The sequence below is a fragment of the Ramlibacter aquaticus genome (assembly GCF_015159745.1).
GTDB classification, from domain to species: Bacteria; Pseudomonadota; Gammaproteobacteria; order Burkholderiales; family Burkholderiaceae_C; genus Ramlibacter; species Ramlibacter aquaticus.
On the sequence record NZ_JADDOJ010000019.1, the window covers coordinates 21390 to 32962 of the forward strand.

Consider the following 11573-nt stretch of genomic DNA (forward strand, 5'->3'; position numbering starts at 1 on the left):
CGGCGCGCGGCCTACTTGGACAGCAGGCGCATCGCCTCTTCCAGGCCCTTGATCGTGAGCGGGTACATGCGCTGGTTCAGCAGCTGCTGGATCACCGCGATGCTCTGGCGGTACTGCCACACACCCTGGGGCTCGGGGTTGATCCACGCGAACTTGGGGAAGGCGTTGGTGAGCCGCTGCAGCCACTCGGCGCCGGCTTCCTCGTTGTTGTATTCCACGCTGCCGCCGGGCTGCAGGATCTCGTAGGGGCTCATGGTCGCGTCGCCGATGAACACCAGCTTGTAGTCCTTGTTGTACTTGCGGATGATGTCCCAGGTGGCGAACTTCTCCGAGAAGCGCCGCTTGTTGTTCTTCCACATGAAGTCGTAGACGCAGTTGTGGAAGTAGTAGAACTCCAGGTGCTTGAACTCGGACTTCGCGGCCGAGAACATCTCCTCCACGCGGTGGATGTGCTCGTCCATGGTGCCGCCCACGTCCATCAGCAGCAGCACCTTCACGTTGTTGTGCCGCTCGGGCACCATCTTGATGTCCAGGTAGCCGGCGTTGGCGGCCGTGGAGCGGATGGTGTCGTCCAGGTCCAGTTCCTCGGCCGAGCCCTCGCGCGCGAACTTGCGCAGGCGGCGCAGCGCCACCTTGATGTTGCGCGTGCCCAGCTCCTGGGTGTCGTCGTAGTCCTTGTAGGCCCGCTGGTCCCAGACCTTCACCGCGCTCTTGTTGCGGCCCTTGTCCTGGCCGATGCGCACGCCCTGCGGGTTGTAGCCATAGGCGCCGAAGGGCGAGGTGCCGCCGGTGCCTATCATCCGGTTGCCGCCCTCGTGCCGCTCCTTCTGCTCCTCGAAGCGCTTCTTGAGCGTCTCCATGAGCTCGTCCCAGCCCATCTTCTCGATCTTGGCCTTCTCCTCGGGCGAGAGCTCGAGCTCCAGGTTCTTGCGCAGCCACTCCAGTGGCACGTCCTTGGTGAAGTCCGCGATCATCTCCACGCCCTTGAAGTAGGCGGCGAAGGCGCGGTCGAACTTGTCGTAGTGCTTCTCGTCCTTCACCAGCGCGGTGCGCGAGAGGTAGTAGAAGTCGTCGATGGAATAGCCGTCCTCGCTGGTGGGGCCGACCACGCCGGCCTTCACCGCCTCCAGCAGGGTGAGGTATTCCTTGACCGAGACCGGCAGCTTGGCGCTGCGCAGGGTGTAGAAGAAGTCGATGAGCATGGTGCGCTCCGTGCGGGTGCGGGACGGCTCTCAGCGCGGCCGCGCCAGCTGGTATTCCAGGTGCGCCCGGACCTCGGGCCACTCGCCCGCGGCCAGGCTGTACATCACGGTGTCGCGCACCGTGCCGTCGCGGCGCAGCGCGTGGTGGCGCAGCACACCGTCCTTCTTCGCGCCCAGGCGCTCGATCGCGCGCTGGCTGGCGAAGTTGTAGTTGTCGGTGCGCCAGCCCACCAGCTTTGCGCCCAGGGTCTCGAAGGCGTGCTGCATCAGGAGCAGCTTGCAGGTGGTGTTGAGGTGGCTGCGCTGCCAGCTCCTGGCGTACCAGGTGTAGCCGATCTCCAGGCGCTCCACGGCCGGCACGATGTCGTGGTAGCGGGTGCTGCCCACGATGCGCCCGCCCTCCAGCTCGCGCACCACGAAGGGCAGCATGTGGCCGTCGCGCTGGCCCTGCAGCGCCGTGGCCACGTAGGCCGCGGTCTCGCCCGGTGCGGGCACGGAGGTGATGCGCAGGGTCCAGAGCGCGCCGTCGGCGGCCGCGGCCTCCAGGTCCGCCACGTGCGATTCGGCCAGCGGCTCCAGGCGGACGCGGGCCGAGGCGAGGGTGGCGGGCTCGGGCTTGCGCATCGCCTCAGCGGTTGTGCCGCTGCATGAACACCAGCTTCTCGAACAGGGTCACGTCCTGCTCGTTCTTCAGCAGCGCGCCCACCATGGGCGGCACGGCGACCTTCTCGTCCTGGCTGTGCAGCGCGGCGGCCGGGATGTCCTCGGCCACCAGCAGCTTGAGCCAGTCCAGCAGTTCGCTGGTGGATGGCTTCTTCTTCAGGCCGGGCAGGTTGCGCACGTCGTAGAAGGTCTTCATCGCCGCCGTCAGCAGCTCCTTCTTCAGGTCGGGGAAGTGCACGTCCACGATCTGCTGCATGGTCGCCGCATCGGGGAACTTGATGTAGTGGAAGAAGCAGCGGCGCAGGAAGGCGTCGGGCAGCTCCTTCTCGTTGTTGGAGGTGATGAAGACCAGCGGCCGGTGGCGGGCCTTGACCATCTGGCGCGTCTCGTAGACATAGAACTCCATGCGGTCGAGTTCGCGCAGCAAATCGTTCGGGAATTCGATGTCGGCCTTGTCGATCTCGTCGATCAAGAGCGCCACCGGCTGCTCGGCCGTGAAGGCCTGCCAGAGCACGCCACGGACGATGTAGTTGTGGATGTCCTTGACCTTCTCGTCACCGAGCTGCGAGTCGCGCAGGCGGCTGACGGCGTCGTACTCGTACAGGCCCTGCTGCGCCTTGGTGGTCGACTTGATGTGCCACTGCAGCAGCGGCATGCCCAGCGCGGTGGACACTTCCTCGGCCAGCATGGTCTTGCCGGTCCCGGGCTCGCCCTTCACCAGCAGGGGCCGCTTGAGGGTGATCGCGGCGTTCACCGCCAGCATCAGGTCCTGGGTGGCGACGTAGTTCTTCGAGCCTTCGAATTTCATGCGGGATTTTCCGGGCGGGGAAGCACGGCAGCGCGTCCCTATAATGAATGGTTAGCCGTAGTCTGACTTCGATCAAGATTCTGCCCCCAAAATGATCCATACGCTGCCCAAGCTGTTCGCCCTGGTTGTCGCCTCCGTGACCTTCTGCGCCAGCGCGCAGCAAGCCGCCCCCGCCGCCCCGCAGGCGCCTGCCGCCGGCGCCAAGTCGATCGAATCGAAGGTGGCCATGTGCATCGGCTGCCACGGCATCAAGGGCTACCGCGCGAGCTTCCCCGAGGTCTACCAGGTGCCCATGATCTCGGGCCAGAACGCGAAGTACATCGCCTCCGCGCTGAACGCCTACAAGAAGGGCGACCGCAAGCACCCGACCATGCGCGGCGTTGCCACCACCCTGAGCGAGCAGGACATCAACGACATCGCCGCCTACTACGAAGCCAGCGGCAAGAAGGACGGCGAGCACCCGCTGCCCGACACCCAGTCGCGCCAGCCCGACGCCCAGGTGGCGGCGCTGCTGCAAAAGGCGGCCTGCGTGTCCTGCCATGGCAGCAACTTCTCCAAGCCGATCGACCCGAGCTACCCCAAGATCGCCGGCCAACACTCCGACTACCTCTACGTCGCGCTCAGGTCCTACAAGACCGAAGGCAACCCCAATTTCGGCCGCAACAACGGCGTGATGGGCGCGATCGCCAAGCAGTTCAGCAACGCCGAGCTCAAGGCCCTGGCCGGCTACGTGGGCTCGCTGGACAGCCAGCTGTCCGTGCAGCCGGAGAGCCGCTTCCGCTGATCGCGCGCGCTTCGCGCATCAAGAAAAAGAGCCGGCATCGCCGGCTCTTTTCATTGGGGGCTCGCGACCTGCGCGAGGGGGCTCAGTCCTTGGTGGCGCGCCGCTGCACGCAGGCCACGTAGGCCTCGCCATCGGGCGGCCGGCCGGAGCGCTGGCTGTCCCACAGCATCTGGCCCAGGCATTCCATGGCCTCGTGGTGCGCGTCGTGCAGCGAGCTGCGGCGCGCGGCCAGCAGCTCCACCGCCTGGCGGATGCCGCGCGGCTGGTCGATGGAGCACTGCTCGCTGATCGACAGGTGCATGGACAGGTGCAGGAAGGGGTTGCCGTGGCCGTCGGCGCCGTCGTACTGGCGCGCCAGCGCAGCCGCTTCATCGGCGAAGTCCCCGCGGTACTCGGGGTGCTCGGCCATCCATTGCCCGGCCAGGGTTTCCAGCGCGTCCATGGGCTGGCCGGCGTCGGCCTTGGCGCGCACGGCGCAGAAGAATCGGCGGACGTCCGCCTGCGATGGGTTGAACATGGCGGCCAGCGTAGCACGGCCGCCCGGCCTCACCACGCGGGCGGCCGCTGCTGCGCCTCTTCCTCGCGCCGGTGGCGCTCCTGTTCGGCGCGCTCCTGCGCCAGCTGCTGCTCCAGCTGCTGGCGGCCCTGCTTGGCGACGGCGATCAGCTGGGCCTGGTCGCCGCGGTGGCGGCGCATGTTCTCGAACAGCTCCACGTTGTGGCGGCGAAAGCGCAGCGCCTGGTTGCGCGCCTCGTGCGCCCCGTAGCCCAGCGCCTCCAGCACGCTGCGCGCGCTGCGCAGGCTGGACTCGAAGAGCTCGCGTTCCACGCGCTCCACGCCGCGGTCGCGCAGCTCGTACCAGTGGTTCACGTCGCGCGCCCGGGCCACCAGCGTCAGGTGCGGGAAGTGCTCGCGCGCCAGGTCCACGATGGCCAGGCTCTGCGCCTTGTCGTCCACCGCCACCACCAGCACATGGGCGCTCTCGGCGCCGGCCATGCGCAGCAGGTCCAGCCGGGTGGCATCGCCGTAGTAGACCTTGTAGCCGAAGGTGCGAGCGGCATCGATCATGTCGGCGTCGTGGTCCAGCACCGTCGCGCGCACGCCCTGCGCGGCCAGCATGCGGCCGATGATCTGCCCGTAGCGGCCGAAGCCGGCGATGATGGCGGGCGCATCCTGCGGCTCGCTGAGCTCGGGCACCTCCCGCCGGCTGCCCTGCTGCCAGCGCGGCATCAGCCAGCGGTCTATGGCCACCAGCAGCAGCGGGCTGAGCAGCATGGAGACCGCCACCGAGCCGATCAGCAGCGAGGTGGTGGCCGGGGCCAGCACGCCCAGGCCGCCCGCGGCCTGGAACACCACGAAGGCGAACTCGCCGCCCTGCGCCAGCAGCAGCACGAACACCGGCCGCTCGGGCACGGGCACGTCCATGCCCTTGGCGATGGCGGCGATGGCCAGCGCCTTGAAGGCCATGAAGCCGATCACGATGGCGGCCATCTGCCAGGGCGAGGCGCGCAGCACGCCGAAATCGATGCTCATGCCCACGGCGATGAAGAACAGGCCCAGCAGCAGGCCCTTGAAGGGCTCCAGGTCGGTCTCCAGCTCGCGGCGGTACTCGCTCTCGGCCAGCAGCACGCCGGCCAGGAAGGCGCCCAGCGCCATCGACAGGCCGACGATCTGCATCAGCGCCGCGATGGCGACGACCAGCAGCAGCGCGGCGGCGGTGAAGATCTCCGGCGTGCGGCTGCGGGCGATCCAGCGCAGCACCGGGCGCAGCAGCAGCCGGCCGCCGACGATGATGCCGGCCACCACGCCCACGATCTTGGCCGCCTCCAGCCAGCGGCTGGCGCCGTCGCCCGTGGCCTGCGCCGATTCGCCCGCCAGCAGCGGCAGCAGCGCCAGGATGGGGATGGCGGCCACGTCCTGGAACAGCAGGATGGAGAAGGAGGACTGGCCGCTGGTGGTGGGCAGCAGGTTGCGCTCGCCCATCACCTGCAGCGCGATCGCGGTGGAGGAGAGCGCCAGCCCCAGCGCGGCGACCAGGCCGATGCGCCAGGGCTGGCCCACCGCCAGCGCCACCAGCCAGAGAACGGCCGCACAGCCCAGCACCTGGGCGCTGCCCCAGCCGAAGATGGGCCGGCGCAGGCTCCACAGCCGGCGCGGCTCCAGTTCCAGCCCGACCAGGAACAGCATGAGCACCACGCCGAACTCGGCGAAATGCAGGATGTCCTCCACGTTGCGCACCAGGCCCAGGCCGAAGGGCCCGATGGCGATGCCCGCCGCCAGGTAGCCGATGATGGAGCCCAGCCCCAGGTAGCGCGAGAGCGGCACCGCGAGCACCGCGGCGGCCAGGTAGATGAGGCTGTTGGACAGCCAGGCAGGGATGTGTTCCATGGGCCTCAGGGCTGGGGGCGGTCCGGCTCGGGCACCACGCAGGCGGGCTGCGCCGCCAGGTCCTCGATCTCGGGCCAGCGTGGATGCGTCGCCAGGCGCTGGCGGAAGGTGGCGACGTGCGCCTGCACCTCGGCCTCGGGCGCCCGACGCGCCCCGTGCAGCACCAGCGGCGGCAGGAAGCGCATGCCGCACAGGGCGGCGGTCTGCTCGTAGGGCGGCAGGAAGGCGTCGAAGAAGTAGCGGTTGTAGCCCTGCGGGTGGTAGGAGTCCTCGGGGCCGCCGGTGGTCGCGACCAGCCACAGGTCCTTGCCCTGCAGCGCGTGGCCCCGGGGGCCGTAGGCCCAGTTGTAGGCCAGCACCTGGTCCAGCCAGAGCTTTTGCAGCGGCGGCATGCTGTACCACTGCAGCGGATGCAGCAGCACGATCAGGCGCGCCTGCGCGGCGGCCGTGCGCTCGGCCTCGGCGTCGATGTCGAAATCGGGGTACAGCTCGTACAGGTCGCGCACGCCCACGCCGGGCAGGTCCAGCACGGCATCGCGCAGGCGGCGGTTCACGCGCGACTGCCGCCAGTCCGGATGGGCGGCCAGCACCAGCACGGGCGCCAGCTCATCGGCCATTGGTAACATCCGTTTGCGTGGCCGCCTTTCCGGCGGCCGCATTGCAGGAGCAGCGCATCATGCCTGTGGTGGTTGTCGCGAATCCGAAGGGCGGCGTCGGCAAGTCCACGCTGGCCACCCATGTGGCCGGCTATTACGCCAGCCGCGGCCACGCGGTGATGCTGGGCGACGCCGACCGCCAGCAGTCCAGCGCATTGTGGCTGGGTTTGCGCCCGCCCGCTGCCCGGCCCATCCGCAGCTGGGACGTCTCGGCCGGCGTGGCCCGCCCGCCCAAGGGGACCACGCACGTGGTGCTGGACACCCCGGCCGGCCTGGACGGTGCGCTGCTGCGCCAGACGCTGGCCATCGCCGACAAGGTGCTGGTGCCGCTGCAACCCAGCCTCTTCGACATCTACGCCACCCGCGCCTTCCTGGACACGCTGGCCGCGCATCGCGGTTCGCGCAGGCTGCAGCTCGGGCTGGTGGGCATGCGCGTGGACAGCCGCACCCTCTCGGCCGACAAGCTGCAGGAATTCCTGCAGGGCCTGGGCCTGCCGGTGCTGGGCGAACTGCGGCCGACGCAGAACTACGTCCACCTGGCGGCGCGCGGCCTCACGCTGTTCGACGTCGCCCCCGGCCGCGTCGAGAAGGACCTGGGCCAGTGGGAAGGCCTGTGTCGCTGGCTTGACAGCCGCTGAGCGGCGCTGCGCTACATTGCCGTCCGATGAGAACCTTCCAGACCCTCGAAGAGCTCGCCGCGCTGGTGGGCCAGGACGTCGCCACCAGCGACTGGATCACCGTCACGCAGGAGCAGGTCAACCAGTTCGCCCAGGCGACGGGTGACCACCAGTGGATCCACGTCGACGTGGAGCGGGCCAAGGCCGGCCCCTTCGGCGCGCCCATCGCGCACGGCTTCCTCACGCTCTCGCTGCTGCCGCGCTTCTTCGAGAACGCGCTGGCGGTGGTGCAGACCCGCATGGGGGTGAACTACGGCCTGAACAAGGTGCGCTTCACCGCGCCCGTGCCCGTGGGCAGCCGGCTGCGCGCGCACATGAAGCTGCTGTCGGCCGAGCGCATCGACAACAACGGCTGGCAGATGGCCTGGGGCGTGAGCGTGGAGCGCGAGGGCGGCGACAAGCCGGTCTGCGTGGCCGAATCGCTCAGCCGCCGCTACCCGTAAAGCCGTTCTGCCGCCAGGCCTCGAACACCGCCACCGCCACGGCGTTGGAGAGGTTGAGGCTGCGCTGCCCCGGCCGCATGGGCAGGCGCAGCCGCTGGGCCGGCGGGAAGGATTCGCGCAAGGCCGGGGCCAGCCCGCGGCTCTCGGCGCCGAAGACGAACCAGTCGCCCGGCAGGAAGCTCGCCTGATGCAGGCCGTGGCTGCCGTGGGTGGTGAAGGCGAACATGCGGGCCGGGTCCGGGCTGCAGCTCGCGAGGAAGGCGTCCCAGCCGGCGTGGCGCCGCACCTGCGCGTACTCGTGGTAGTCGAGCCCGGCGCGCTTCATGAGCTTGTCCTCCATGGAGAAGCCCAGCGGCTCGATCAGGTCCAGCGTGCAGCCGGTGTTGGCCGCCAGGCGGATCACGTTGCCGGTGTTGGGCGGGATTTCGGGCTCGACCAGGACGATGTGGAACATGGGCGCTACAGCGGTTGCGGGGTGCGGGCGAAGACCAGCCCGTCGACGGCCAGGGCCCCCGCTTCCCGCAGGGCCGTGGCGGCGGCGCTCATGGAGGCGCCGCTGGTCATCACGTCGTCCACCAGCACGATGCGGCGGCCGCGCAATTGTGCCGCCCGCAGCGGTTCGGCCGCGAAGGCGCCGCGCACGTTGGCGGCGCGCTCGGCACGGGCCAGCGCGGCCTGCGGGGCCGTCTCGCGCAGGCGCAGCAGCAGGCCGGGGTCGGCCTTGCGCGGTGCCAGCCGGCGGGCGAGCAGCAGGGACTGGTTGAACCCGCGCTGGGCCAGGCGGCCCGGGGCCAGGGGCATGGGCAGCACCCAGTCGGCCTCTTCCAGCGCCGGCTCGACCCAGGGTGCGCTGCGCATCAGCAGCGCCAGCGAGGCGGCCCAGCCCGGCCAGCCGCGGAACTTGAATTCGGCCACGATGCCGCGCCAGGGGTAGCCGTAGTCGACGGCGGCGTGGCAGCGCGCCAGCACCGGGTCCTCGCGCAGGCAGCCGCCGCAGCGCACCACGCCGGCCGCCACCGGCAGCGCGCAGGTCCTGCAGCGCAGCCTGGGCTGGGCGAAGCGGGCGACGCAGGCCTCGCAGACCGGCTGGGCCGGCCAGGCGCCGCAGACGGCGCAGCGCGCGGGCACCGGGGGCAGGGCCCAAGGGCCGGGCAGCGCGGCCAGGACCGCCCGCGCCGCCGCGCCGGCCCGGCCGGCCCCGGCGCCCAGCGCGACCAGGGCCTTGGCGGCGGACGGCAGGCGCGGGCGCATCGGGTCAATATACTGCGCTGCCCATGGCCACCGACCTCCCCCCTTCGCTCGACCCCGTGGCCGCCCGGCGCTGGCAGGCCCGCGCCCCCGCGGCCTCGCCCTGGCTGCACGAGGAGGTGGGCCGGCGCATGGCCGAGCGGCTGGAGTGGATCCGGCTGGCGCCCCGCCAGTGGGTGGACTGGGAGCCGGTGCGCGGCGGCCTGGCCGCCCACGCGCTGGTGCAGGCGCGCTACCCCCAGGCGGCTTGCACCGCCGTCGAGCCTGTCCCCGCGCGGGCCGAGGCGGCGCGCGCGGCCCTGGCCAGGCCCTGGTGGAAGCGCTGGGGCGCCGGCCTCGAATTCACGGATCCGGCCCCGGGCGCGGCGCAGATGCTCTGGTCCAACATGGCCCTGCACGACGCGCCCGACCCGCAGGCGCTGATCGCCCGCTGGCATGCGGCGCTGGCCACCGATGGCTTTCTCATGTTCTCCTGCCTGGGCCCGGACACGCTGCGCGAGCTGCGCGCCCTGTACCTCGCGCTGGGCTGGCCGCCGCCCGCGCATGAGTTCACCGACATGCACGACTGGGGCGACATGCTGGTGCACGCCGGCTTTGCCGAGCCGGTGATGGACATGGAGCGCATCACCCTCACCTGGGGCTCGCCCCAGGCCCTGCTGGACGAGCTGCGGGGGCTGGGCACGAACCTGGCAACAGCGCGCTTTCCCGGATTGCGCGGCCGCGGCTGGCGTGAGAGCCTCCTGCGTGAACTGTCAGCCCGGCTGGCGGGCAGCGATGGGCGGCTCGCGCTCACCTTCGAGATCATCTACGGCCATGCGCTCAAGCCGGCGCCGCGGGTGAAGGTGGCGTCCGAGAGCGCGGTGTCGCTGCGCGACATGCAGCAGCTGTTGCAGAGCGGCCGAAAGTTGGGGCGCTAGGCGATCCTGTCAAGCCCCTGCATCAAGCCCAAGCTAGAATGTCCGAGTAATTTCGAGCATGTCCCCCGTGTCGAACCTGGTGTTTCGTTTTGCCACCGTGCAGGGCCAGGCCGTGCAGTGGCTCCTCAAGCGCAACTGCTCGGTCACCCCGGCGCAGCTGGGCTGGCTGTACGCGTCGCTGTGCGCCATCTCGCTGGGGATCGCCTGCGTGTTCTGGTTCTTCGGGGCGGTGCTGGTCATGCCCTTCGCCTGGGTCGAACTGGCGGCGGTGGGCCTGGCCTTCCTGGCCTACGCCCGCCACGCTGCGGACGGCGAGCGCATCTGGCTCAAGGGCCGGCAGCTCGTGGTGGAGCTCGAAATGGGGGGTCATCGCAGCCGCGCGGAGTTCAACCGCGACTGGGTGCGGGTGGAGCCGGGCGTGGGGGACAGGTCGCTGATCGAGCTGTCCGGCCAGGGCCGGCGGGTGAATGTGGGGCGCTACGTGCGCCCCGAGCTGCGTCCGGCGCTTGCGCAGGAGATCCGTCGGGCGCTGCGCGAGGCTTGAGAAGACGAGGGGCCGAGGGCGGCCGGGACTGACAATTGAGACAAAAGGCTGAAGCGAATTGAGAATCATGAAGAGCATCCCCACCCACCTGGCCTCGCTGCTGTTCGCACTGGCCGCCGTCTCGCCCGCAGCCCACGCGGTGAATGACCTGCCCGGCGGTCCCGGGGTCCGCCAGCTGAACCTGCACACCGCCGCCACCCGCATCGCGGTCGAGCAATCCTGGCTGCACTGGTTCATGCTGATCACCTGCGTGGTGATCTTCATCGTGGTCTTCGCCGTGATGTTCTATTCGGTCTGGAAGCACCGCAAGTCGCGCGGCGCCGTGCCGGCCACCTTCAGCGAATCCGTCACCGTCGAGATCGTCTGGACCATCATTCCCTTCCTGATCGTGATCGGCATGGCGCTGCCCGCCACCAAGGTGCTGGTCGCCTCCAAGGACACCAGCAACGCCGACCTGACCATCAAGGCCACCGGCTACCAGTGGAAGTGGGGCTATGACTACCTCAAGGGCGAGGGCGAGGGCGTGTCCTTCCTGTCCACCCTGCTGCCCTCGCTCCGCGAGATGTCCAACAACGGCGCCAAGGGCGACATCCCGGACAACTACCTGCTCGAGGTCGACAACCCGCTGGTGGTGCCGGTCAACAAGAAGATCCGCATCATCACCACCGCCGACGACGTGATCCACTCCTGGGGCGTGCCGTCCTTCGGCGTCAAGCAGGACGCGATCCCCGGCTTCGTGCGCGACACCTGGTTCCGCAGCGAGAAGGTGGGCGATTTCTACGGCGACTGCTACGAGCTCTGCGGCAAGGAGCACGCCTACATGCCCATCCACGTGAAGGTGCTGGCCCAGCAGGACTACACCGCCTGGGTCGAGGGCCAGAAGAAGGCCATGGCCGCCAAGGCCGACGATCCGTCCAAGGTCTGGACCATGGACGACATCATGGCCCGCGGCGAGAAGGTCTACGCCTCCAACTGCGCGGCCTGCCACCAGGCCAACGGCAAGGGCGCCGGCCCCATCCTGCCCCTGGACGGCTCGGCCATCGTGAACGACGCCGACAAGACCAAGCAGATCGCCGTCGTGCTGAACGGCCGCAATGCGATGCCCTCGTGGAAGTCGCAGCTCTCGGACACCGAGATTGCCGCCGTCATTACCTACACCAAGAACCACTGGTCCAACAAGACCGGCCAGCTGGTGCAGCCGGCCGACGTGGTTGCCCAGCGCGGCAAGTGAACCGCGCCTGAC

14 protein-coding genes are annotated in these 11573 nt (G+C 69.8%); 6 read left to right on the forward strand and 8 right to left on the reverse strand.

Going from position 1 to position 11573, the window contains the following annotated elements; genetic code table 11:
• Positions 1-11: 11 nt before the first annotated feature.
• Genes IM725_RS06770 through IM725_RS06780 form a run of 3 tightly spaced genes read right to left on the reverse strand, consistent with a single transcriptional unit; the run spans position 12 to position 2673 of the window.
• Complete coding sequence (locus tag IM725_RS06770) at positions 12-1202, reverse strand: vWA domain-containing protein (protein WP_193779814.1); 1191 nt, start codon at positions 1200-1202, stop codon at positions 12-14.
• Between the two features lie 30 nt (positions 1203-1232).
• Positions 1233-1826, reverse strand: coding sequence for a GNAT family N-acetyltransferase (locus IM725_RS06775; RefSeq protein ID WP_193779815.1), 594 nt, complete (start codon positions 1824-1826; stop codon positions 1233-1235).
• Positions 1827-1830: 4 nt separating this feature from the next.
• Positions 1831-2673, reverse strand: coding sequence for an AAA family ATPase (locus IM725_RS06780; RefSeq protein ID WP_193779816.1), 843 nt, complete (start codon positions 2671-2673; stop codon positions 1831-1833).
• A 91-nt stretch (positions 2674-2764) separates the two neighbouring features.
• Here IM725_RS06780 and IM725_RS06785 point away from each other — a divergent pair, with 91 nt between their 5' ends.
• Positions 2765-3457 (forward strand): c-type cytochrome, encoded by a 693-nt coding sequence (locus IM725_RS06785; protein ID WP_193779817.1) that lies wholly within the window; start codon positions 2765-2767, stop codon positions 3455-3457.
• Positions 3458-3539: 82 nt separating this feature from the next.
• On the opposite strand, the gene IM725_RS06790 is transcribed toward IM725_RS06785, so the two are convergent.
• Genes IM725_RS06790 through kefF form a run of 3 tightly spaced genes read right to left on the reverse strand, consistent with a single transcriptional unit; the run spans position 3540 to position 6462 of the window.
• A complete protein-coding gene (locus IM725_RS06790; RefSeq protein WP_193779818.1) occupies positions 3540-3974 on the reverse strand; it encodes a DUF1841 family protein in 435 nt (144 codons plus the stop codon).
• 29 nt (positions 3975-4003) lie between these two features.
• On the reverse strand, positions 4004-5845 hold the full coding sequence (gene kefC / locus IM725_RS06795) for a glutathione-regulated potassium-efflux system protein KefC (protein WP_193779819.1): 1842 nt from the start codon (positions 5843-5845) through the stop codon (positions 4004-4006).
• A gap of 5 nt (positions 5846-5850) precedes the next feature.
• Positions 5851-6462, reverse strand: coding sequence for a glutathione-regulated potassium-efflux system oxidoreductase KefF (gene kefF, locus IM725_RS06800; protein ID WP_227753639.1), 612 nt, complete (start codon positions 6460-6462; stop codon positions 5851-5853).
• Positions 6463-6521: 59 nt separating this feature from the next.
• Here kefF and IM725_RS06805 point away from each other — a divergent pair, with 59 nt between their 5' ends.
• Together IM725_RS06805 and IM725_RS06810 are read left to right on the forward strand one after the other, a co-directional pair.
• Positions 6522-7139, forward strand: a complete 618-nt coding sequence (locus tag IM725_RS06805) for a ParA family protein (protein WP_193779849.1) — start codon at positions 6522-6524, stop codon at positions 7137-7139.
• Between the two features lie 26 nt (positions 7140-7165).
• Entirely contained in the window at positions 7166-7621 is a 456-nt protein-coding gene (locus IM725_RS06810) for a MaoC family dehydratase (protein WP_193779821.1), read from the forward strand.
• On the opposite strand, the gene IM725_RS06815 is transcribed toward IM725_RS06810, so the two are convergent.
• Together IM725_RS06815 and IM725_RS06820 are read right to left on the reverse strand one after the other, a co-directional pair.
• Complete coding sequence (locus IM725_RS06815) at positions 7602-8075, reverse strand: tRNA (cytidine(34)-2'-O)-methyltransferase (protein ID WP_193779822.1); 474 nt, start codon at positions 8073-8075, stop codon at positions 7602-7604. The genes IM725_RS06810 and IM725_RS06815 overlap by 20 nt on opposite strands.
• A 5-nt stretch (positions 8076-8080) precedes the next feature.
• A complete protein-coding gene (locus IM725_RS06820; protein ID WP_193779823.1) occupies positions 8081-8872 on the reverse strand; it encodes a ComF family protein in 792 nt (263 codons plus the stop codon).
• Positions 8873-8895: 23 nt separating this feature from the next.
• On the opposite strand from IM725_RS06820, the gene IM725_RS06825 reads away from it, so the two are divergent.
• The 3 genes from IM725_RS06825 to coxB all read left to right on the forward strand — a co-directional run bounded on the left by IM725_RS06825 (position 8896) and on the right by coxB (position 11561).
• The gene (locus IM725_RS06825; RefSeq protein ID WP_193779824.1) at positions 8896-9786 is read left to right on the forward strand and encodes a class I SAM-dependent methyltransferase; all 891 of its coding nucleotides are present in this window, start codon (positions 8896-8898) and stop codon (positions 9784-9786) included.
• A 58-nt stretch (positions 9787-9844) separates the two neighbouring features.
• Positions 9845-10330: a DUF2244 domain-containing protein gene (locus IM725_RS06830; protein ID WP_193779825.1), complete on the forward strand. Its 486-nt coding sequence runs from the start codon at positions 9845-9847 to the stop codon at positions 10328-10330.
• A 67-nt stretch (positions 10331-10397) separates the two neighbouring features.
• Positions 10398-11561 carry a cytochrome c oxidase subunit II gene (coxB, locus tag IM725_RS06835; RefSeq protein ID WP_193779826.1) on the forward strand — a complete coding sequence of 388 codons (1164 nt, stop codon included), beginning with the start codon at positions 10398-10400 and terminating at the stop codon, positions 11559-11561.
• The last annotated feature ends 12 nt before the right edge of the window (positions 11562-11573 follow it).